This is a genomic window from Leptotrichia sp. oral taxon 218 (assembly GCF_018128225.1).
Lineage (GTDB): Bacteria > Fusobacteriota > Fusobacteriia > Fusobacteriales > Leptotrichiaceae > Leptotrichia.
The window spans coordinates 1,300,975-1,324,533 of record NZ_CP072377.1 but is presented as its reverse complement, the minus strand read 5'-3'; the positions used below and the strand labels follow the sequence as shown (position 1 = coordinate 1,324,533).

Sequence of the window (23,559 nt, the reverse complement as noted above, 5' to 3'; positions counted from 1 at the left end):
AATGGACAGTCCCTGCCCTGACTATGAATATTATACCATGTAAGAGCTGTTATTTCAAGCTATATTCTGCAATTCATCTCCCACTTATAGAAGAAGGAGACTTCTTGCTAAATATTGTTAAATTTTTGTATTTTTGTAATTATAAGTTTAAATTATTTTATTTCGGTTGCCTGTGGATAAATATCTTTTATTTCGTTTATTATTTTATCAACTTTTTTCCATAGTACATTTTCGTTTTTTCGGTTTCCTTTTACAGCCACTCTTACATGAACACATTTTTCTTTAGCGTAAGGTGCAACTGTTGGATTGGACATTTGAAAATAATCTTTTAATCTGTCGTCAATTTTTCCTTCAGGAACGCCTTTTATTTCTAAAGTTTTCATAAGTAAAGTTGAATTAGAATATTGTTTTAGCAAAGGTAATACATAATTGTCTAACATAACAGTCATTTCTTTTGGCGGACCAGGTAAAATTATTATTTTTTTCCCATCCTTTTCAAAAAAACATCCCGGCGCAAGACCAACTTCATTTTCTAAAAGTACTGATCCTTTTAAAATAGAGGCTTCTTTTTCTGCACCGCTTGCGACTTCAAAAAAACCACGCTCGTTGTATTTTTTTATAATTAAATCATAATATTTTTGTATCATTTCTAAGTCAACATTAAAATAATTGGCGACAACTTCTTTCGTGATGTCATCAATCGTAGGTCCAAGTCCTCCAGTTGTAATGACCAAATCCACTCTGTTAAATGCAATCTTAAGACATTCTTTTAATCTTTCAAAATTATCTCCAACAGTAGTTTGATAATATAAGTCAATTCCTATATCTGTAAATTTTTTGGAAATATATTGTGAATTTGTGTTGACAATATCTCCAACAAGTAGTTCTGTTCCCACGCAAATAATTTCTGCTTTCATTATTTTCTCCCATTTTTTGTTTATTTTATTAAAGTTATTATATCACAATAAATCATTTGGCACAATATTTTCATTTTTTGTAAAAATTGAGTAAAATATTGATAAACAAAAGAAAAAATGCCTGTGGACAAAAAATAAAAAATAAGTTATAATATAAATAAAATATATGATTGGAGAAGGTTTGAATGGATATACATCATTTGAAAATTTTTTTTGAAGCGTGTCGGGAAAAAAGTTTTACAAAAGCAGCAAAAAAACTGTATATTAGTCAATCAGCGGTGTCTATACAAATAAAAAAATTGGAAACAAAATTAGATATACAACTTATTGAAAGAAATTCAAAAAACTTTAAGTTGACATTTGCAGGAAAAGAACTGTATCGAATGTCTAAAGATGTATTTGATAAAATCTTGCGAATGGAAACGGAGATGCAAAGAATTGCTTATTATGGTAAAGGAAAAATTTCGATTGGAGCGACTCACAATATTGGAGAGCCAGTTTTACCTAAAATAATGGTTGAATTTAAGAAAAAATATCCTGAAATAGAATTTGATTTATATATAAAAAATAGAGAATCTCTTATGCGTCATTTGAAAGAAGGAACAGTTGATGTAGCTTTAATGGAAGAATATTTTATTGAAGATAAGGAGCTTAAAATTATTGAAACTGAAGAATATCCATTTGTGGTTGTCGCAGGAGCTCAAATTTCCGATTATGAAGAATTAAAAAATTTAAAATTGTTAAAGCGAGATACGATACTTACGAATAAATATTTGGATTTATTTGAGAAAATTATTGGTTTTAATTTGGAAAATCGAATTGTAATTAACGGAAGTATTGAAACAATGAAAAATATGATAAAAAATGGACTTGGATTTGCAGTGCTCCCGTATTACAGTGTTTATGAAGAAATACTTCGAGGAACATTAAAAATTGTTCACAGTTTTGAGAAATGGGAAGAAAAATTTCAAATTGTGTATATAAAAGAAAATAGTGAAAAAGAAGGAATTGAGAAATTTGTAAATTTTGTGAAAGACTATAAAATTAATGGAAATTATTCTGACGAAAAAATAAATGATTTGATATTTAAAAATTTTGAATAAATAATAAAATTTATCTTATTTATGCTATAAACAGTTAAATTTCTATAAACTTTTTAAAATAAAAAATAAAAATTTTTTAGAAATCTAATATTTGAAATATAATTTTTAAGATAAGTTTTAAAATTTATTTTAAATAAATTTTTAAATTGGAGGTAAAATAAATGTTAAAAGAAAATATAAAAAATTCATATTTAACTGCTTATAAAACTGTCAAAGATTTTGTAGAAAATGATGAAAATATTGAAAAAACTACTAAAATTTCAGAAGAATTGGCAGAAGCTTACAAAACTGGAAAGAAGTCGTTAATTGCTGGAAATGGTGGAAGTAATTGTGACGCTATGCATTTTGCGGAAGAGTTTACAGGAAGATTTAGAAGTGACAGACCTGCTTTGCCGTCGATTAGCATAAGTGACAGTTCGCACATCACCTGTGTTGGAAATGATTTTGGTTTTAATTTCGTTTTTGCAAAAGGAGTGGAAGCCTTTGGTCAAGAAGGAGATTTTTTCTTTGGAATCTCAACTTCAGGAAACTCTCAAAATGTGATTGAAGCGGTGAAAGTAGCAAAGAAAAAAGGTTTAAAAACAGTTGCTCTTTTGGGAAAAGATGGCGGGAAATTAAAAGGTGTGTGTGATTATGAATTTATTATCCCTGGAAAAACTTCTGACAGAATTCAGGAAGTCCATATGATGATTTTACATATAATTATTGAAGGTGTGGAAAGAATTTTGTTTCCAGAAAATTATTAATAATTTTTTTATTTTATTTTTTTGTTTTCTAGTTAATTATAAAAAAATTTTAGAAATATGAATTAAATAAACATATAAATTATTAATATTTTTTTAATTAAAAAAAGACAAAAGACAAAAGACAAAAGACAAAAGATAAAAGATAAAAGATAAATAATATATATTTAACTATATAAAATTTATATATTTAAATCTATTGAAATTAAAAAGAAAATGTGATATATTATTAATATCAAAAAAGTAAATAATAAATTAAAATAATAAAAAATAGGAGTGAAATATTATGAAATTAGTTGTTAGGATAAGGGAAAGTCAAAATAATAAAACAACTTATTTAAGCGATCCTTTGTCGTTGCTGGTTTTTTAATATTTCTTGAAAATTAATATAAGAGTCAGTAATTTTAGGATTATTGGCTCTTTTTCTTATTTTAGTTTGAAAATATTTAAATATTTAAAGAAAAAGACCAGTAAAATGGTTTTTTTTATTTAAAAAAATAGGAGGAAAAAATATGATAAAAGCAGGAATTGTAGGAGCAACAGGTTATGCTGGACAGCAATTATTATGGATTTTAAATAATCACAAAGAGGTTGAAATAGAATTTATTTCATCGCATTCGTTTGCGGGGGAAAATATTGGAGATATTTATAAAAATTATAAGAAATATTTTGAGAAAAAATTGATTTCGATTGAAGAAGTTAAGGAGAATTTGGAGAAAATTGATGTTTTATTTTTAGCTTTGCCTCATGGAATATCGGAAGATATAACAAAATTAGCTTTGGAGAAAGATGTAAAAGTTATAGATTTGGGAGCAGATTTTAGATTAGACGATTCTAAATTATATGAAAAATGGTATAAAGTGAAACATAATTATCCAGAAATCAATCAAAATGCAGTTTACGGACTTCCAGAAATTTATAAGGAAAAAATTAAAAATACGAAGGTTGTGGCTTCGCCTGGATGTTATCCCACTTCTGCTATTTTAGGCGTGGCACCGTTACTAAAAAATGGGCTTGTTGATGCGAAAAAAATTATTGTTGATTCGAAGTCAGGAGTTTCAGGGGCTGGAAGAAGTGCTAAATTGGATTTAATTTATGCTGAAGTTAATGAAAATTTTAAGGCTTATAACATTTTGAAACATAGACACACGCCTGAAATAAAACAAGAGATGGATAAATTATCGAATGGGGATATTAATTTAGTATTTACTCCGCACTTGTTACCAATAAATAGAGGGATTCTTTCGACAATTTATTTGGATGTGAAGGATGAGTTTAAGGAAAGTTTGACGGAAGAAAAAATTTATGAAATTTATAATGAATTTTATAAAAATGAGTATTTTGTGAGAGTTACTGAAAATTTGCCAGAGATAAAAAATGTGAAAAATAGTAATATTTGTGAGATTGGGGTTCGATATGACAAGGAATATGGGAACATTGTTGTCGTATCGGCGATTGATAATTTGATAAAAGGTGCTGGTGGACAAGCAGTTCAGAGTATGAACATTTTATTTGGATTTAATGAAAATGAAGGATTGGAATTTTTGTCGATGTATTTATAAAAATATTTTGTTAATAAGATTTTATTAATAGGTTTTTACAGATAAAAAAGAAAGGAGCGTGTGATTCATAATTTTTATAAAATAATTAAAAATTATTTATCATACAAAAGTTATATGAAAATAATAGAAAATGGAACAATTACTGATGTTAAAGGGATTAAAGCGACTGGAATATCAGCAAAATTGAAAAAAAGTGGAAAAAAAGATATGGCTTTGATTTATAGTGAGGAAAAGGCGGTTTCAGCTGCGGTTTTTACAAAAAATTTGGCAAAGGCTGCACCAATTATTTTGGATATCAAGCATATAAAAAATGAGAATACACAGGCGATTGTAGTAAATAGTGGAAATGCAAATTCTTGCACGGGAGATACTGGACTTGCGAATGCTAAAAAGATGACTAAGCTGGTTGCGAATAAATTGGGATTGAGTGCTGAGGAAGTTTTGGTTCAGTCGACTGGAATTATTGGGGTTCAGCTTGATATGGAAAAAATTGAGAACGGGATTGAAAAAGTTGTGGAAAATTTGTCGGAAGATGGCGGAATTGATGCGGCTACTGCGATTATGACTACTGACACCTTTGTTAAACAAATTTGCTTGGAAATTGAAATTGCTGGGAAAAAGGCGAAAGTGGCTGGAATGTGTAAAGGTTCAGGAATGATTCATCCAAATATGGCGACAATGCTTTCATTTACTGTAACTGATGTAAATATTGAAAAATCTTTGTTGCAAAAAATGTTTTCTGAAATTGCTGACAACACTTTCAATATGATTTCAGTTGACGGAGATACAAGCACAAACGATATGGCTTGCGTTTTGGCGAACGGACTTGCAGGGAATGAAAAAATTGTTGATGAAAATTCAGCTGGATATGAAGAGTTTAAAAAGGCGTTATACAAAGTGAATGAAGAATTGGCTAAATTAATTGCGAAAGATGGAGAAGGTGCAACAAAATTGATTCAAGTTACAACAAATGGAGCAAAAACGCTAAAAGATGCAAAAAAAGTTTCAAAATCAGTTATCACTTCAAGTCTTTTTAAAGCGGCAGTTTTTGGTGGTGATCCAAATTGGGGAAGAATTTTGTGTGCGGTTGGATATTCAGAAGCTGATTTGATGATTGATAAAGTTAATATTTTCTTAAAAGCTGGAAATGATATGGTTCAAGTTGCGAAAAATGGGATGGCACAGGATTTTGATATTCCAAAAGCTGAGAAAATTTTAAAGGCTGAAACTGTTGAAATAATTATTGAATTAAATGATGGAGAGTTTGAAGCGACTGCTTGGGGATGTGACTTGAGTTATGATTATGTGAAAATTAATGCGGAGTATCATACTTAATAATTTTTAAAATAAATTTATGATTTTAAGAATTTTTTGTTAGTAGATTTTTCAAGATAATTTTTTAAAAGAATTATTTATAAAATTAAATTTTTGAAAAACTAAAAAAATAAGAAAAATTTTAATAAAAGAAAGGGAAAATATGATTTCAAATTTAGATAAAGCGAAAATTTTAGTAAAGGCGTTGCCTTTTATAAAAAAATATCATAATAAAACGATTGTTATTAAATATGGCGGAAGTGCGATGGTTAATCCTGTTGCTCGGGAACAGTTCATTCAAGATGTGGTTCTTATGAAATATGTTGGAATAAATCCTGTGATTGTGCACGGTGGAGGGCCTGAAATAAACGAGATGCTTCAAAAAATTGGAAAAGAAAGCAAATTTATTGCAGGAAATCGTGTGACTGATGAAGAAACGATGGAAATTGTGGAAATGGTGCTTTCTGGGAAAGTTAATAAAGGAATTGTGTCAGACATCAATAAATATGGCGGAAAAGCTGTTGGTCTTAGTGGAAAAGATGGAAATATGGTTTTTGTTGAGAAGAAGTTTGTTGAAGTTGATGGAGAAAAGGTTGATATTGGATTTGTCGGAGAGATTAAGGAAATTAATACGGAAGTTATAAAATTATTGGAGTCGAATGATACGATTCCTGTGATTTCTTCAATTGGAGTTGACAAAAATGGTCAGACATACAATATTAATGCAGATTATGTGGCAGGTGCAATTGCTGGAAAATTACAAGCGGATAGATTGATATTTTTGACAGATGTTGATGGAATTTTGCTTGACTATAACAATAAACAGACGCTTATTGATGAAATCGATGTGGAAAAAGTGAACGATTTAATCGAGCGAGGAATTATTAGTGGCGGAATGTTGCCAAAAGTTACAACTTGCTTGAATGCAATTGAAAATGGAGTGGAAAATGTTGTTATTCTAAATGGTAAATTGGAACATTCTGTAATTCTTGAGTTGTTTACAGTCGAAGGGGCTGGAACATTGATTAAGAAAGATGCAAATTTAGAGGATTAAAATTATTTGAAAAAAGAAAATATCTTAAAAGTAAAAATATTTTATAAAAATTTTGAAATTAAAAACTAGAAAATTGTCGAATATTTTCTAAAAAAATTAAGAAAGAAGTGATTGAATGTTATTAAATGTATATAGCCGTTATAATAAAATTTTTGAAAAAGGAAAAGGAACATATATTTACGATAATGAAGGAAATGAATATTTGGATTTTGTGTCGGGAATTTCAGTAAATTGCTTGGGACACGCAAGTCCTGTGATTACAAAGGCTTTGACGGAGCAAAGTCAGAAATTGGTGCATATTTCTAATTTGTATTACAGTCAACCACAATTGGATTTGGCAAATAAACTTACGGAAAATAGTGAAATGGAAAGCGTTTTTTTTACAAACAGTGGAACTGAAGCGATTGAGTTGGCTTTAAAAATTGCTCGAAAATATGGGAATAATTTGTCATACGATGAAAATGGAAATAAAATTGCTGATAAAACAGAAATAATTTATATGAAAAATTCATTTCATGGAAGAAGTACTGGAGCGTTGGCAGTCACAGGTCAGCCGAAATATCAAAAACCGTTTGAGCCATTGATGAAAAATGTTACAGAATGTAATTTTAATGATGTTGAAGATTTAAAAGCAAAAGTAAGCGAAAAAACTGCTGCTATTATTTTGGAACCAATTCAGGGAGAAAGCGGACTTGAAAGTGCTACTCCTGAATTTATGGAAGCTATAAAAGAATTGAGTGAAAAATATAATACACTTGTAATTTTTGACGAAATTCAATGCGGAATGGGAAGAACTGGGAAATTATTTGCCTATGAAAATTTTGATTTAATTCCAGATATAGTTACAATTGCAAAATCACTTGGTGGCGGAGTTCCAATCGGAGCTTGTTTGACAAAAGGAAAGGCAAACGACGTGCTAGTTCCTGGTGACCACGGTTCAACTTACGGAGGAAATCCTTTAGTTTGTGCCGTTGCAAATGCTGTTTTACATGAATTAATTGACAACAAATTAATTGAAAAAAATGTTGTGGAAAAAGGTCAGTATTCTGTGGAAAAATTGAAAAAACTAAAGGAAAAATTTGATTTTATCGAAGAAATTCGTGGAAAAGGACTTCTTTTAGGAATAAAATTTGATGAGAAAAAAGTTTTGGCAAAAGATGTTGTTTTAAAAGCATTAGAAAATGGGTTGTTACTAGTTGGAGCTGGAAATAATGTTGTGAGATTTTTTCCACCATTTAATGTAACAAACGAGGAAATTGACAAAGCTATTTCGATTTTGGAAAAAGTTTTTGAAAAAATTTCTTTTTAGTAATTGCAAATTATAATTGTAAATTAAAAATTATTAAGGTAAAATTATACTGAAAGAATGAAAAAATTTAGAGTTAAAGGGAGATTTTTATGAAAACCTTTAGAAAAATTGCGATACTTTTTCTTTTGGTAAGTTTGATGAATTTTGGTGCGTCGAATATCGAAGGGAAAATTGCTCAGATTAGGAAAGATTTTGAAAGTACTAATGCTGTGAAAAATTATGTTATTAAGGAAGTTGAAGATTCAGAGCAAAGTACAGATGGTGGCGTTGTGAAATATTATTTGCAAAATGGAATTGTTAAAAAAATTGTAGTTGAACATTTTGGAGAAAGTTGGAATAGTTTGACAGAATATTATGTAAAAAATAGAAAAGTTTATTTTATTTTTGATAAGTCTGAAAAATATAATGTGCCATATTATGTGGATTCTAAGTGGTATAAAGACAATAAGCTAAAAAATGGAGAAGTTTTTGATAAAAGAAAATCGAAATTTTCTGAACAACGATACTATTTTGATGAAAATGAAAAATTGATTCGGTATATAGGTGAGAATAAAAAGATTGTTGAGAATGGACAAAAATTGAAAGAAATTGAGAAAGATATATTGAAAGAATATTATAGAATAAAAAATTAATATATAGTTATAAATAAAAATTGGCAAAATTAAATAATAGCAAGGGACAGAATCTTTTGTTTATGATATTATAAAAAATAAAAATTAAGGAGAAATTATGTTAAAAGGAAAATCATTTTTAAAATTATTAGATTTTACAACAGAGGAATTGCAGTATTTACTGGATTTGGCGAAAAAATTGAAGATAGATAAGAAAAATGGGACTGAGAAAAAAATGATGGTTGGAAAAAATATCGCTTTGATTTTTGAGAAAACTTCTACTAGAACGAGATGTGCGTTTGAAGTGGGAGCTTATGACCAAGGGGCAAATGTCACTTACATTGGGCCTTCTGCATCACAAATTGGAGATAAGGAATCTATGGAAGATACTGCAAAAGTTTTGGGAAGATTTTATGATGGAATCGAATATCGAGGTTACGGTCAAGAATTGGTCGAAACTTTGGCTGAACATTCGGGAGTGCCTGTTTGGAATGGACTTACAACTGAGTTTCATCCAACACAGATTTTGGCGGATTTTTTGACAATTACAGAGAAAAAAGGTAAATTGAAAGGAATAAAATTCGCATTTTTAGGCGATGGAAAAAATAATATGGCAAATTCTTTAATGATTGGTGCTGCCAAATTTGGAATGGATTTTAGAATTGTTTGTCCGAAAGAATATTTTCCTGAAGAAAAATTAGTTGAAGAAGCTAAAAAAATTGCTGAAAAAACTGGCGGAAAAATTTTGTTGACAGAAGATAAAATTGAAGGTGTGAAAAATGCCGATGTCGTTTATACTGATGTTTGGGTGTCGATGGGAGAACCAAAAGAAATTTGGAAAGAAAGAATCGATAAATTGCTTCCATACCAGGTAAATGCTGATTTAGTTAAGCATTGTTCAAACGATTACTTATTTATGCACTGTTTACCAGCGTTTCATGATTTAAATACGAAAGTTGCGAAAAATATTGAAAAAGAATATGGTTTGAAAGAAATGGAAGTTACTGATGAAGTTTTCAGAAGTAAAAATTCTGTTGTATTTGATGAAGCAGAAAATCGTATGCATACGATAAAGGCTGTGATGGTGGCAACTTTGGGAGATTGTGAAATATAATTTTGGGGAAATGATTTTCTTTATATTTTGGTTTTGAAATTATTTGTTAAATTATCTATTTAGAAAAAATCTGAATGGATAATTTTTTATTTTTTAATTTTTAGCGCTAGAAAAATTATTCATATTTGATATTAGATGTGGTATAATAGTTAAAATATGTAAATTAATATTTAAAAAATAATAATTTTTTTTTGAAAAAATTTTATTAAAAATTTGAAAGGAAAGTAGAAAAATGGAAGAAATTAAAAAAGAACTTATTATAATAACTGGAATGAGTGGAGCGGGAAAATCAGAAGTGATTAACTTTTTTGAAGATAGAGAATATTTTTGTATAGACAATTTTCCTATAAGTCTTTTTCAATATTTGAATGAAATTTTTCTTAGCAGTGAGAAGAGAAATAAAGTTGCTGTTGTGATAGATGTGCGAAATCAGGAATTTATGGGACAGTTGACGGAACAGATGAAAATATTAGATGAAGAGGAAATATCTCACACAATGATTTATTTGGATGCAAGAAATGATGTGCTGCTTAGCAGATATGAATTATCTCGAAGAAAACATCCGCTTAATTTGTATGATACTTTGCTTTCTAACATAAAGGCAGAGCGAAAAATGCTTAAAAATTTTATGTCTTTGGCGGATTTGGTAATTGACACTAGCACCCTTAAAGTAAAGGATTTACAAAAACTTCTGGAAAAAGAATTTTCGGGAAAATTGAAGAAGATAAGTATAAATTTGACTTCGTTTGGATTTAAATATGGAATACCGCTAGATTTACATTTGATGTTTGATTTAAGATTTCTTCCAAATCCTTATTATATTGATGATTTGAAGAAAAAAACTGGAAATCACATTGATGTTCAAAATTATGTGATGGGATTATCTGAGAGTCAAAAATTTTATGAGATGCTGCTGCAAATGCTTATTTATTTGATACCTTGCTATGAAAAGGAAGGAAAATCGCATCTTCGAATAGGAATAGGATGTTCGGGTGGTCAGCATCGTTCTGTAACTTTTGTGAATAAACTTTTTGACGAACTTACGAAAAGAGTTGATTATAAAATTAGTAAATATCATAGGGAAGTTGGGGAAAAAACTGAGATTGATTAAAGTTTAAAGTTTAAAATTTAAACTTAAAATTTATAAAAAAATGGGGATTATTTGGGAGATAAAAGTTTTTTTGAAAAAGTGGAAAGGTAAAAGATGGAAGAAATTACTTCGCCTGTTAAATATAAGGATATTCCTAAAAATCCTGGAGTTTATCTCATGAAGAATTCTCGTGGGAAAGTAATCTATGTCGGAAAAGCAAAAAATTTGCAAAATAGAGTAAAATCGTATTTTATGAACATTAAGTCGCACAACGCAAAGACGCTGGAACTTGTGAAAAACATAAAAGATATTGAGTTTTTTATTTGTAAAAGTGAAGTGGAAGCGCTTATTTTGGAAAATAACTTGATAAAAAAAAATATGCCTAAATATAATATTTTGTTAAAAGATGAAAAAACTTATCCGTATTTAAAATTTACAAAAGAAAAATTTCCTAAGATAGAAATCGTAAGAAGTACGAGAAAATTAAATGAAAATGCAAAATATTTTGGTCCTTATCCGATGGGAATTTATTTTGCACTAAAATCTTTGATAAAAATATTCCCAATAAGGGATTGTGCTAGAAATATGGATAAGGTGACTAAACCATGTTTAAAATATCATATGAAAACTTGTCTTGCACCTTGTAAATTTAAAGATATTTCTTCTGAATACAATGCAAATGTCAAAAATTTTCAGAATTTTTTAGCTGGAAATAGTGAGAAAGTAATTAAAATGCTGGAAAATAAAATGAATGAACTAAGTCAAAATATGGAATTTGAACGAGCAATTGTCGAGCGAGAAAAGATAATGGCATTAAAAAAAATGCTGCAAACTCAGATTATTGAGTACAGCCGTGAGATTGATGAAGATATATTTGTATTTACAAAAAAAAGGGAAAATATATTTTTGTGCGTATTAAATGTGCGTGACGGGAAAATCATAGGAAAAAATCATATTATTATAAAAGAAGTTGCTGGAAATCAAGAAAGTATTTTTGAGCGTCTAATTATAGCTTATTATGAAAAAAGAAATATTCCAAAAAATATTATTTTTGATGAAAAATATTCGGAAAAAGAAGAGCTTATCAAAGAATGGGCTAAAATTGAGAAGAAAAAAGAAATTAAACTTTATTTTCCAAAAATTCAAAGCCGAAGAAAACAGCTTTTGGAAATGGGATATTTAAATTTGAATGAAGAAGTAGAAAAGTTTTTTAGAAAAAAACAACTTGTGCGAGAAGGACTGCTTAATTTAAAAAGAAAACTTAGATTAAAAAAAATGCCACATCGGATTGAATGTTTTGATATTTCAAATATTCAAGGAGTTGACGCCGTTGCTGCGATGACTGTTGCAATTGATGGAGAAATTGAGCCAAAAGAATATAGACATTTTAAAATTACGGTAAAAGATACGCCTGATGATTTTGCGATGATGAGAGAAGCGATTACGAGAAGATATTCTAAATTAAGTGTGGAAGAGTTGCCAGAGCTGATTTTGATTGATGGGGGAAAAGGTCAGCTGGGAGTTGCGGTGGATGTTTTGGAAAAATTGAAAAAATTTGAATTTTTGGACATAATTAGTATTGCCAAAAGAGAAGAAGAAATTTTTAAAAGTTATGAGAGCGAGCCATATATTTTTGAGAAAAGTGATGAAACTTTGAAAATTTTACAAAGACTTAGGGATGAATCACATAGATTTGGAATTACTCATCACAGAAAATTACGGAGTAAAAGAAATGTTAAAAGCGCACTAGACGGCATTTTGGGAATTGGACCGAAAAGAAAAAAAGAATTGATTAAAAAATTTGGTCTGATAAAAAATATTAAAAATGCAAAAATTGAAGAACTTATGGAAGTTGTTCCAGAAAATGTGGCGATTTTAATTAAAGAAAAATTGTAAATTTTAAAAATTTTAGTGTATTAAAAAAAAAATAAAAAATAAAAAACTTTTATAAATGGTTAATTTAAAAAATTTTAAAAGGAGGAAAAATTTTGAGAAAAAGAATAGTTCTTATGCTTTTAGGTTGTAGTTTAATTAGCTTTTCGATGTTTGATAAAATAAAAAAAGAAATTAAATGGGCTGAAGAAGAAGAGCCGAGATTTAGAAAAGTGAAAGTCTATATTGACGGAGAAGAAAAAATGCGAAAAGTGATTCCTGGAAGATATGAAATAAAATTATTTGAAATAACATATCCTAGCGATTTATTTGGAAAAAATAGATTTTTTAATGAATTTAATACTTTTTTGAAGGGGATTGAACCGATTAAAACAAAAAGCGGAGAACCAAAAGTTGTAAATATAAGAGCGACTAGAAAATATTCACTGCTCTTGGAGCAAAGGTTTTATGAGGAAATGCAGCAAATAAAAGAAGATTTGCTATCTGACGAGGAAAAAATCTTAGAACTTCCGGCGTCTTCACTAGACGATTATTACAGACGACAGTTAATTTCAATGTCAAATAGAATGGGTGCAACTGAATACGCTGGAACCGATCAGGAATTTTTAAATCGTCAAATTTATGTATTGTATCAGCTTTTGGACAAGCCTAAATTTAATCCAAACAATGTCTATTCTGAGCTAGATAAGGAATTTTTGATTGAAGAGCTGAAAAAAAATCAAAAAGAAGTTGTTGAAAATTTTGAAAAATCCAAGGTGGAATATTTTATAAAAGAAAATTATGAAAATTCTGGAATTGGAAAATTGCAAGATGACTCAATTTATAAGTTTGATAAAGATGTTGTGATTTCAGACAAATTGGAAGATCAGGCAATTTTGCCAGAGATGGAAAAAAATGTCTATTTGACAGGGTTTCCTGAAAATATTATAGAAGAACTTGCAAAAAATAATCTAAAATTGAAAAGGACGCCACTACTTTTGGAAAATAGTGATTATCACGGATACATGTTTAATGAAGATAATACAGTCGTATTTATTGGTGGAAAGAAGCCGAAATATTATTACAAAGATTATAAAATTAATGTTGTGAAAAAGCCGATTGAAGTTTCGGATTTGCTAAAAACTGATTCTAATTATTATGTTTCAGATTTTTTCTAGAAAATAAGTAAATTTTGTGATTTAAATAATTTTAACAGGAGGAAAGATGAGCGATTATATTTTGGAAATGAAAAATATTCGGAAGGAATTTTTGGGTGGAAAAATTGTTGCAAATGATGACATTACCTTGAAGATCAAAAAAGGGGAAATTCATGCAATAGTTGGAGAAAATGGAGCTGGAAAGTCAACGCTTATGAAAATATTAAATGGACTTTATGCACCAACTTCAGGTGAGATTTTTTACAAAGGGAAAAAGACTGAAATAATTAGTCCAACAATGGCAGCAAAACTTGGAATTGGAATGGTTTATCAGCATTTTATGCTAGTTGATACTTTAACGGTTGCAGAAAATATGGTGCTTGGATTTGAGCCAAAAAAAGGAGGAATATTTTTTGACTTGAATAAAGCTAGGAAAAAAGTTCGGGAAGTTTCTGAAAAATATGGTTTAAATATTGATCCTGACGCAAAAGTTTCGGATTTATCGGTTGGAATTCAACAGAGAATAGAAATTTTGAAAGTTTTGTTTAAAGGGGCAGAACTTCTAGTATTTGATGAGCCAAGTGCCGTACTTACACCGCAAGAAGTAAAAGAGCTTTATGAAATTATGAGAAATTTGGTAAAAGAAGGAAAAACTATAATCTTTATTTCGCATAAATTGCAGGAAGTGCTGGATTTATCGGATAATATCACGGTTATCAGAAGAGGAAGCGATGTTGGAAAATTTGCAACAAGTGAAGCAACTAAAGAAAAAATTGCAAATCTTATGGTCGGAAGAGTAGTTTTGTTCGAAGTGAAGCGTCCTGAAGTAAAACTTGGAAAAGTGCTTGTAAAAGTTGAACATTTAACTGTGAAAGATAAAAAGGGTGGAAAAGATGGAATTGAAAAAGTTAGCGATGTTTCTTTTGAAATAAGGGAAGGAGAAGTTCTAGGAATTGCAGGAGTTCAAGGAAATGGACAAACTGAGTTAATCGAAGCTCTGGCTGGGCTTGTAAAAATTGATGCTGGGAAATATTCGATAGGAAATAAAAGTTTGGAAGATAAGACGCCAAAGGAAATTAAAGTTTCGGGACTTGCGCACATTCCAGAAGATAGACACAAAAGGGCGGCAATTGACGATTTTAATGTAGAAGAAAATATGGCGCTTGGACTTCAAGATGAATATTCAAAAGGACTTTTGATGAATTATGGAGAAATTGAAGCTAAAACTAAAAAATATATTGAAAAATATGATATTCGTCCAAATAATGGGAAAATAAAATTTGGAGGACTTTCGGGTGGAAATCAGCAAAAAGTCGTGGTTGCACGAGAATTGGAGAGAGAAAATAAGTTTATCATTGCAGCACAGCCAACTCGAGGAGTCGATATTGGTGCGATTGAAATGATACACAACACGATTTTGCAAGAAAAAATTAAAAATAAAGCAATTTTAGTTGTTTCGGCTGAATTGTCGGAAATAATGGCATTAAGCGATAGAATTGCAGTTATGTATTCAGGAAAAATTGTAGGAATTTTGGACAGAAACGAGGCAACAGCGGAAAAAATTGGAATATTAATGGCAGGAGGGAAATTAAATGATGAAAAGTAATGAGATAAAATCAAAAATAATAGATTTTATTCCAACAATAGTTTCAGTTTTTATTGCTCTAATTATTGGAGGAATAATAATGATTTCAAAAGGATTAAATCCATTTGTGGCATATTTTGATATGGTAAAGGCAGCTTTTTATCAGAGTTCACCTCGTTCACCATTTTTTAGTGGACTTGCCAAAACTTTATTTATAGCGACACCGCTTATTTTTTCGGCACTGTCGGCAATGGTAGCTTTTCGTGCAGGGCTTTTTAACATAGGAATGCAAGGGCAAATGATAGCAGGAGGGCTAACTGCAGCATTTTGGGCTGTTGCGTTTAAAAATCAGTTTTTGGGAAATGTTGTAATTGTAATAATTGTTGCTATGATTGCAGGATTTATTTGGGCTGGAATCGCAGGGTTTTTAAAATCTAAATTTGGCGTAAATGAAGTAATTAGTACAATAATGTTAAATTACATAATTGTTGAAATTCAAAATTTCTTGATAAATGGACCACTAAAAGACCCGTTATCGCAAAGTCCACAGACTGTAAAAGTTGTGAAAAATGCAAGACTTCCACTGCTTTTTGCAAAAGTTACAAAACAAAATTTAAATTTTGGATTTATCTTGGCAATCTTATTAATTATTGCACTTTACTACTTTTTCAAATATTCGAAAAAAGGTTATGAGATAAAAGCTGTTGGACAAAGTGAAACAGTCGCTGAAAATGCTGGAATTAATCCAAAGAAGATAATGTTTTTGGCAATGGGAATCGCAGGAATTTGTGCTGGACTTGGTGGAGCGGAAAGAGTTTTAGGTGGAGCATCGCAGTACGCCTATACTGAGTTAATTATGGGAGATTACGGTTTTACTGGACTTGCAGTGGCTCTACTTGGGAAAAATAATCCTTTTGGAATTTTAGTTGCAGGAATTTTTTATGCGGCACTTGAAGTTGGTGGACAGATGTTACAACAAAGATATCAAGTCGATAAAGAAATTGTCTATATTATTCAAGCATTAATTATTATATTTGTAGCATCAGAAAATTTATTTAAGTTTTTTATAAAAAAAAGAAAAAGTAACTAAAAATTTTAAATATTAAAATTTAAATTAAAATTTAATAAGGAAGGAACAGAATAAGAAAATGAAAGAGATATTGAATTTAATACAGCAGACAATAATTATTGCGCCGCCAATTTTAATAACAGCGGTTGGAGCGTGTATTTCAGAACGAAGTGGTGTTGTAAATATTGGTCTTGAAGGAATTATGTTAAGTGGAGCTTTTGCCGCAGCAGTTGTAAATATAGCCACAAGTAATCCATATTTAGGAATTGTGGCAGGAATGGCCGTAGGGGTTTTAATCTCGTTAATTCATGCAGTAATTAGTATAAATTTAAAAGGAAATCAGATTATAAGCGGAGTTGCAATAAATTTATTTGCAGTCGCAGCAACTTCATTTTTAATAAAGGCACTATATAACAGAGCTGGAAGTACTCCAATCGCAAAAAATGCCACAGGAAATCCATCACTTGCTAATCAACCTTTGATGCTAATTATTATTTATGCAGTTGCAATTTTGGCACATTTTTTTCTGTATAAAACAGTTTTAGGACTTAGAATAAGAACAGTCGGAGAACATCCACTCGCAGCAGACACAGTTGGTATAAATGTTTATAAAATAAGATATATAAGTGTGCTTTTATCGGGAGCACTTGCTGGACTTGGTGGAGCATATTTGACGGCAGTGATGCTTCCATCATTTTCAAACAATATGTCAGCAGGTCGTGGATATATCGCATTGGCGGCGATGATTTTTGGAAAATGGAATCCAATCGGAGCAATATTAGCAAGTTTACTATTTGCCTTTGGTCAAGCATTTGCTGATTATGCCAAAGCAACAGGACTTCACATTCCACAAGAATTTTTGACAATGATACCATATATTTTGACAATATTGGCATTAGTTGGATTTGTTGGAAAAGCTAGAGCACCAAAAGCATCAGGATTGCCATATGAAAAATAAAACTCGATAAGGGGAAATTATGAGAAAAATAATTTTTATATTTGTGGTATTTTCTTTGGTTTCTTTTTCAAAGGATTTGGAAATAAAAACAGTCAAATTTTTTAGTGCGTGTGGAGAAAATGATAATGAACATTTAAAAATACTAGAAAAAGAACAAAGAAAAATGGATGAAATATATAATAAACTAATTCAGAAATTTGATAAAAATAGAAAGCGTTATTCTAAATTAAAGCAGAAGTTAATTAATTCTCAAGAAATGTGGAAAAAAAATTCGGGTGAAGAAATGAAAGATTTAACCAAAAATATTAATTTTTATAATTTATGTGCAGCCGAACGATTTCAAGTGAACTCAGAAGTTGATTTAATACAGCAAAGAATACAAGAATTAACAAATGAATATAAAAAATATTTAGATTAAAATAATAATTGAAAAAATCTGTTTCATAGATTGTCAAATAATTTATGGAACAGACTTTTTTGTGTAAAAATTTTTGTGGACTGGAGTACGAAAAAATGGTAATATTAGATGATGAAGAATATGATAAAGTCTGGGATATAGTTTACGATAGATTTAATTTTAATCCTAGTGTTGATAAAAAAGAAATAGCGTTTGAATTTAAAGAACCATATATAGTTTATGATATTAGTTATCATTATGGAAATCTAGAGGAAATTGAAGGGTTTGTAGATTGGGGATTTAAAAAAGAAATTCGCGATAAAATAACAGAAATTTTTTTGAAATGTACTAAGGAAAATGGAGAATTGTATGCATTGAATTGGCAACATTCTTGTTTTAGATATAATCCTCGTATTAAAGATGAGCCTAAAATTATAGAAGTTAAAGATGAACGCTACTGGGGTGGCGGGTATACTGCATGTTTTCCAACATATTGTCCAAATGGAGATTATTATTTTTTTATAGATGTTAATTTTCACTTTGGATATTTAGGGCATCCTTGGCAACAAAAGGTTTGGATATATGGAAAAAATTGATTGAAGAATTTAAAAAAGCTGATTTAGAGGGATTTAAGTTAATTGAGGAGAAAAATTAGAGAGGAACATTGAAGAGAATGAAAGACAACAAAATAAAGATTACTGGAGCTAGAGAGCATAATTTACAAAATATTGATATTGAGATTCCAAAGAATGAGCTGGTTGTAATTACTGGGGTTTCTGGGAGTGGGAAGTCTTCACTTGCGTTTGATACGATTTATTCAGAAGGGCAGAGAAGGTATGTTGAGAGCTTGTCGGCTTATGCGAGAATGTTTATTGGGCAGATGAAGAAACCTGAATTAGATAGTATTGAAGGGCTTTCTCCTGCGATTTCGATTGAACAGAAAAGTGTGTCGAAAAATCCGCGTTCGACTGTTGGTACAACTACTGAAATTTATGACTATATGAGGCTTTTGTGGGCACATATTGGAGAGGCGCATTGTCCGATTTGTCATAGAAAAGTGGAAAAACAGTCGATTCAGGAAATTGTCGATAATTTGATGAGTTCTAGAAAAGAAAAAGATAAAATGATAATTTTATCACCAGTTGTGATTGATAAAAAGGGGACTCATAAAAATTTGTTTTTGAATTTGCAGAAAAGAGGGTTTCAAAGAGTTAGAGTGAATGGCGATATTCTTGATTTGAGTGATGAAATTGTTTTGGATAAGAACAAAAGGCATCATATTGAAGTTGTTGTTGATAGGGTTGTGTTTAAGGCGGATAATAAGGAATTTTTGAGTCGATTGACAGAGGCGATTGAAACTGCGAGTGAGCTTTCTGATGGGAAAATAATTGTGAATATTAATGGAGAAGATAACAAATTTAGTGAGAATTTTTCTTGTCCAGAACATCCAGATGTTGTGTTTCCAGATGTTGTACCAAGACTTTTTTCATTTAACGCACCATATGGAGCTTGTGAAGTTTGTAATGGGCTTGGTTCAAGATTGGAAGTTGACGAGAATAAATTAATTGTTGATGAGAATTTGTCAATTAATGAAGGCGGGATAATTTTTCCAGGAGCGACGACTAAAAAGGGCTGGAACTGGGATTTATTCATAGCGATGGCAAAGGCACATAAAATCGACTTGGATAAAAAGGTTTCTAAATTGACTCGAAAAGAAAAAGATGTGATTTTTTATGGAAGTGATAAGCAATTTAATTTTTCTTGGAGCGGAGACAGTTTTAGCTATAACGGAAAACGAGGATTTGAGGGACTTGTGCACAGTATTGAGCGTCGATACAGGGAAACGGCTTCAGAATCGGCAAAAGAAGAAATTGAAGCAAAATATATGACAGAGAGAACTTGTAAAACTTGTCACGGGAAAAGACTTAAAGATGTTGTATTGGCAATAACGGTTAATGATAAGAGCATTATTGACTTGACTGAAGTGAGTGTTGTTGATGCACTTGATTTTTATGAAAAAATTCAGCTTACGGAAAAACAAATGCAGATTGCAGCTGAAATTTTGAAGGAAATAAAAGAACGGCTAAAATTTATGATAAATGTAGGACTTGATTACTTGAGTCTTGCTAGAATGACGAAAACGCTGTCTGGTGGAGAATCGCAAAGAATTAGACTTGCGACTCAAATTGGAAGTAGGCTTACTGGCGTGATTTATGTGCTTGACGAGCCGAGTATTGGACTTCATCAAAGGGATAATGACAAGTTACTTGCGACTTTGAAGGATTTGCGTGATATTGGGAATAGTTTGATTGTTGTAGAGCATGATGAGGATACGATGAGAGAAGCGGATTATCTGATTGACATAGGTCCAGGTGCTGGAATTAATGGAGGAAAGGTTGTAGCACAAGGAACGCCAAAGCAAGTTATGAGAAATAAAAAATCATTGACAGCGCAATATTTGAACGGAAAAATTAAAATTGAAGTGCCTGAAAAAAGAAGAAAAGCGAGTAAAGAAATTGTTTTGAAAAATGCAAAAGGAAATAATTTGAAAAATGTGACTGCACATATTCCGCTTGAAGTTTTGACGGTTGTAACGGGAGTTTCGGGAAGTGGGAAGTCGACATTGATTAATCAGACATTGTTTCCAGAGCTTCACAACAGGCTGAATAAAGGGAAACTGTATCCACTTGAAAATGGTGGAATTGATGGGCTTGAAAACTTGGAAAAAGTGATTGACATTGACCAGTCGCCAATTGGAAGAACTCCAAGATCTAATACTGCGACATATACAAAAATCTTTGATGATATTCGTGATTTATTTGCACAGACAAACGATGCAAAAGTGCGTGGATACACGAAAGGAAGATTTTCATTTAATGTAAAAGGTGGACGATGTGAAGCGTGTAGCGGTGCTGGAATTAATAAAATTGAAATGAATTTCTTGCCAGATGTTTATGTGGAATGTGAAGTTTGTAAAGGAAAACGATACAATCGAGAAACATTAGAAGTTCAGTACAAAGGAAAAAGTATCGCAGATGTGCTAGAAATGACAGTTGAAGAAGCATACGAATTTTTCAAAAATATTCCATCACTTGAGAGAAAACTGCAAACATTGATGGATGTAGGAATGAATTACATTCAATTAGGACAGCCTGCGACAACTCTTTCAGGAGGGGAAGCTCAACGGATAAAACTTGCAACTGAATTATCAAAAATGTCAAGAGGAAAAACTATTTACATTTTGGACGAACCTACGACAGGACTTCACTTTGAAGACATCAGAAAATTATTAGAAGTGTTAAACAGATTGGTTGATAAAGGGAATACAGTCTTAGTAATTGAGCATAATTTGGATGTAATCAAGGTTGCGGATCACATTCTTGATATAGGACCTGAAGGTGGTTACAAAGGTGGACAGATTATTGCAGAAGGAACTCCTGAAGAAATTGCAGAGAATGAAGGGTCTTGGACTGGGAAATTTTTAAAGAAGTATTTGTAGTATTTAAAAAAGATAATACATATTTTTTTTCATACTATTTTAATTGTTGTGTGATATAATAAACAAAGATAAACATTAAAAAGGAGGTGTAAAAATGGGAAAAAAGAAAAACAGTTTTCTAAAAAAAATTGGCATTAATCATGATTCTAGTATTTGTAGTTGCATTAGGAATAGTTTCTTGCACTTTTTTGGAAAATAAAACTTTAAGTGTTCCAAAGTCTATAATACAAGGAAAAGTGGATAAGAAATTTCCAATTACAAAAAATTTCTTGTTTGCAAAGGTTACTTTGAAAAATCCTAAAGTTGATTTCAAAGGTGATAAAATGTATATTGACGCTGATTATTCAGCTTCGCTTGTTGGAAGTGGAATTAGTGGAAAAATGTATTTGAGTACAAATGTCAGATATGATACAAATAAAGAAGAATTATATCTAGTGGATTTGTCGATTGATAAGATTTTAGATGAAAATGGTAAGGAAGTGGCAGATTCTTCGGAAGCAAAAATGTTGAAATCCTTATTGAGTAACTATATTGAGACTACGCCAGTGTATAAATATGGTGAGGAATATGAAGAGAAAAATAAAGATAGAATAAAAAAACATGTAAAAATTAAAAATATGTACATTAGAGATGGTAAATTATTTGTTCAAACTTAAAAAATATAAAAGTAGTGAAATTTTAGATTTATTTAGAAAAATGGTAATGGTTACAGCTATTTTATATTATTAATTTTAAGTATTATGAAAAATAAATTTTAGAAAATTTAAGATCAAAAGGAGAATATAAAATGGAAAAAATAAAATATGAAAAGTATAGAATTTTAAAACGGAATATTATTGAAGATTCTGATTTTACAAAAGAAACATTATTTATTTTGGTTTGTGCAATGATTATTGCCTCAATTGGATTAAATACAAATTCTGTTGCAGTAATTATTGGAGCAATGTTGATTTCACCTTTGATGTCACCAATTCAATCATTAGGACTTGGACTATCAACTGGAAATTTGAGAAGAATTTATCTTTCTCTTTTTAGGCTAGGAATTTTTGTTTTAATAAGTGTTATTAGTTCAACATTTTATTTTTTGGTAAGTCCAATAAATGATGTAACTCCACAAATTTTATCTAGAACATCTCCTACTTTATGGGATGTATTAATTGCAATTTTTGGTGGAATTGCAGGAGTAATAGGAAAAGCAGAGGAAGATGGTGGAAATGTAGTTCCTGGAGTGGCTATTGCTACAGCGTTAATGCCGCCTCTATGTGTAGTAGGATTTGGAATTGCTCATGGAAATCCTAAAATTTTTCTTGGAGCTGGATATTTATTTATTATAAATGTATTTTTTATAATGATGGCAACACTTGTTGGGTTAAAAATTTATTATGGGGATATTTTTGACGGAAAAAGAAGAATGCCCCTAAGACAGCAAGTAATTTTTTATGTAGGAAGTTTACTTGTAGTACTTCCAAGTATATATACTGCAACTATTTTGGTGCAAGATACGGCAAGAGATAATTCACTAAAAAAATTTATTTCTAAAGAATTGAATAATCACTATGTTTTCGACGATTCAATTGATAAAAAAAATAAAGTGATAACTTTGAAAATTGTTGGAGATAATGTTAAAAATCAAGATATTAAGAATTTAGAAAAAAAATTAGGGAAGTATAATTTGGAAAAATATAGTTTGAATATAAAACAGATTTCAAATGAAAAATATTTGACAGTACAGGATTTATCGAAATATTTGAAAGAAGAACAGATAAAGGATAAATCGGAAGAAATAACAGTACCTAACGCTACTGAAGATAAAATTTCTTTAGAAAGGGATTTAAAGACGATAGAAAATATATTGTATAAAAGTTTTGGAAATAGTATTAGTGAAGTAAAAATTGGGAAATTGGTAGATGCAAATAATAGTGAAAGTTACATTGTTTTAGTTATTGGGAATGAAACAATGACTGATGAAATTGCTGAAAAAATAAAAAATCTTGAATTTGATACGGATAAGAAATATGAAATTATTGTAGAAAAATCAAAATCTATTTCAATGAATGAAGATGAAGAAACATCAAATCAGAAAAAAATACTTGAAAAAAAATAAAAAAATTTATTATTATTATATTTAGAAATTTCATTGAGAGAATATTAACTTTGAAGTTTTTGAAGAAGTATTTGTAATGCAATTAATTTAAATGTTTTGAA

20 protein-coding genes are annotated in these 23,559 nt (G+C 30.1%); 19 read left to right on the top strand and 1 reads right to left on the bottom strand.

What is annotated here, in order from left to right; all coding sequences use genetic code 11:
• Positions 1 to 152: 152 nt before the first annotated feature.
• On the bottom strand, positions 153 to 917 hold the full coding sequence (locus tag J5A73_RS06110; RefSeq protein WP_211613979.1) for a molybdopterin-binding protein: 765 nt from the start codon (positions 915 to 917) through the stop codon (positions 153 to 155).
• A 185-nt stretch (positions 918 to 1,102) separates the two neighbouring features.
• Between J5A73_RS06110 and J5A73_RS06105 the strand changes: the two genes are divergently transcribed.
• From J5A73_RS06105 to J5A73_RS06015, 19 genes are all read left to right on the top strand, one after another.
• Positions 1,103 to 2,020 (top strand): LysR family transcriptional regulator, encoded by a 918-nt coding sequence (locus tag J5A73_RS06105; RefSeq protein WP_211613977.1) that lies wholly within the window; start codon positions 1,103 to 1,105, stop codon positions 2,018 to 2,020.
• 161 nt (positions 2,021 to 2,181) lie between these two features.
• Positions 2,182 to 2,766: a D-sedoheptulose 7-phosphate isomerase gene (gene gmhA, locus J5A73_RS06100; RefSeq protein ID WP_211613975.1), complete on the top strand. Its 585-nt coding sequence runs from the start codon at positions 2,182 to 2,184 to the stop codon at positions 2,764 to 2,766.
• A 509-nt stretch (positions 2,767 to 3,275) separates the two neighbouring features.
• Positions 3,276 to 4,325, top strand: coding sequence for an N-acetyl-gamma-glutamyl-phosphate reductase (gene argC, locus J5A73_RS06095; protein ID WP_211613973.1), 1,050 nt, complete (start codon positions 3,276 to 3,278; stop codon positions 4,323 to 4,325).
• Between the two features lie 114 nt (positions 4,326 to 4,439).
• On the top strand, positions 4,440 to 5,660 hold the full coding sequence (argJ, locus tag J5A73_RS06090; RefSeq protein WP_211613971.1) for a bifunctional glutamate N-acetyltransferase/amino-acid acetyltransferase ArgJ: 1,221 nt from the start codon (positions 4,440 to 4,442) through the stop codon (positions 5,658 to 5,660).
• A gap of 142 nt (positions 5,661 to 5,802) precedes the next feature.
• A complete protein-coding gene (argB, locus tag J5A73_RS06085) occupies positions 5,803 to 6,693 on the top strand; it encodes an acetylglutamate kinase (RefSeq protein WP_147003210.1) in 891 nt (296 codons plus the stop codon).
• 115 nt (positions 6,694 to 6,808) lie between these two features.
• Entirely contained in the window at positions 6,809 to 8,002 is a 1,194-nt protein-coding gene (locus J5A73_RS06080; protein ID WP_211613969.1) for an aspartate aminotransferase family protein, read from the top strand.
• An 89-nt stretch (positions 8,003 to 8,091) separates the two neighbouring features.
• Positions 8,092 to 8,634: a hypothetical protein gene (locus J5A73_RS06075; protein WP_211613967.1), complete on the top strand. Its 543-nt coding sequence runs from the start codon at positions 8,092 to 8,094 to the stop codon at positions 8,632 to 8,634.
• A 97-nt stretch (positions 8,635 to 8,731) separates the two neighbouring features.
• The gene (argF, locus tag J5A73_RS06070; protein WP_211613965.1) at positions 8,732 to 9,727 is read left to right on the top strand and encodes an ornithine carbamoyltransferase; all 996 of its coding nucleotides are present in this window, start codon (positions 8,732 to 8,734) and stop codon (positions 9,725 to 9,727) included.
• A gap of 232 nt (positions 9,728 to 9,959) precedes the next feature.
• A complete protein-coding gene (rapZ, locus tag J5A73_RS06065) occupies positions 9,960 to 10,838 on the top strand; it encodes an RNase adapter RapZ (protein ID WP_211613963.1) in 879 nt (292 codons plus the stop codon).
• A 93-nt stretch (positions 10,839 to 10,931) separates the two neighbouring features.
• A complete protein-coding gene (gene uvrC / locus J5A73_RS06060; RefSeq protein ID WP_211613961.1) occupies positions 10,932 to 12,713 on the top strand; it encodes an excinuclease ABC subunit UvrC in 1,782 nt (593 codons plus the stop codon).
• Positions 12,714 to 12,805: 92 nt separating this feature from the next.
• Positions 12,806 to 13,867, top strand: coding sequence for a hypothetical protein (locus J5A73_RS06055; protein WP_211613959.1), 1,062 nt, complete (start codon positions 12,806 to 12,808; stop codon positions 13,865 to 13,867).
• A 46-nt stretch (positions 13,868 to 13,913) separates the two neighbouring features.
• A complete protein-coding gene (locus J5A73_RS06050) occupies positions 13,914 to 15,452 on the top strand; it encodes an ABC transporter ATP-binding protein (protein WP_211613957.1) in 1,539 nt (512 codons plus the stop codon).
• The gene (locus J5A73_RS06045) at positions 15,439 to 16,521 is read left to right on the top strand and encodes an ABC transporter permease (protein WP_249069167.1); all 1,083 of its coding nucleotides are present in this window, start codon (positions 15,439 to 15,441) and stop codon (positions 16,519 to 16,521) included. Before J5A73_RS06050 ends, J5A73_RS06045 begins: the two co-directional genes overlap by 14 nt.
• A 58-nt stretch (positions 16,522 to 16,579) precedes the next feature.
• Positions 16,580 to 17,458 carry an ABC transporter permease gene (locus J5A73_RS06040; protein ID WP_211613955.1) on the top strand — a complete coding sequence of 293 codons (879 nt, stop codon included), beginning with the start codon at positions 16,580 to 16,582 and terminating at the stop codon, positions 17,456 to 17,458.
• 19 nt (positions 17,459 to 17,477) lie between these two features.
• Complete coding sequence (locus J5A73_RS06035; RefSeq protein WP_211613953.1) at positions 17,478 to 17,876, top strand: hypothetical protein; 399 nt, start codon at positions 17,478 to 17,480, stop codon at positions 17,874 to 17,876.
• A gap of 95 nt (positions 17,877 to 17,971) precedes the next feature.
• The gene (locus tag J5A73_RS06030) at positions 17,972 to 18,451 is read left to right on the top strand and encodes a DUF2716 domain-containing protein (protein WP_249069166.1); all 480 of its coding nucleotides are present in this window, start codon (positions 17,972 to 17,974) and stop codon (positions 18,449 to 18,451) included.
• Positions 18,452 to 18,528: 77 nt separating this feature from the next.
• A complete protein-coding gene (uvrA, locus tag J5A73_RS06025) occupies positions 18,529 to 21,354 on the top strand; it encodes an excinuclease ABC subunit UvrA (protein ID WP_211613951.1) in 2,826 nt (941 codons plus the stop codon).
• A 140-nt stretch (positions 21,355 to 21,494) separates the two neighbouring features.
• Positions 21,495 to 22,010 carry a DUF1439 domain-containing protein gene (locus J5A73_RS06020; RefSeq protein ID WP_211613942.1) on the top strand — a complete coding sequence of 172 codons (516 nt, stop codon included), beginning with the start codon at positions 21,495 to 21,497 and terminating at the stop codon, positions 22,008 to 22,010.
• 131 nt (positions 22,011 to 22,141) lie between these two features.
• Complete coding sequence (locus tag J5A73_RS06015) at positions 22,142 to 23,458, top strand: TIGR00341 family protein (protein WP_211613940.1); 1,317 nt, start codon at positions 22,142 to 22,144, stop codon at positions 23,456 to 23,458.
• Positions 23,459 to 23,559 lie beyond the last annotated feature (101 nt).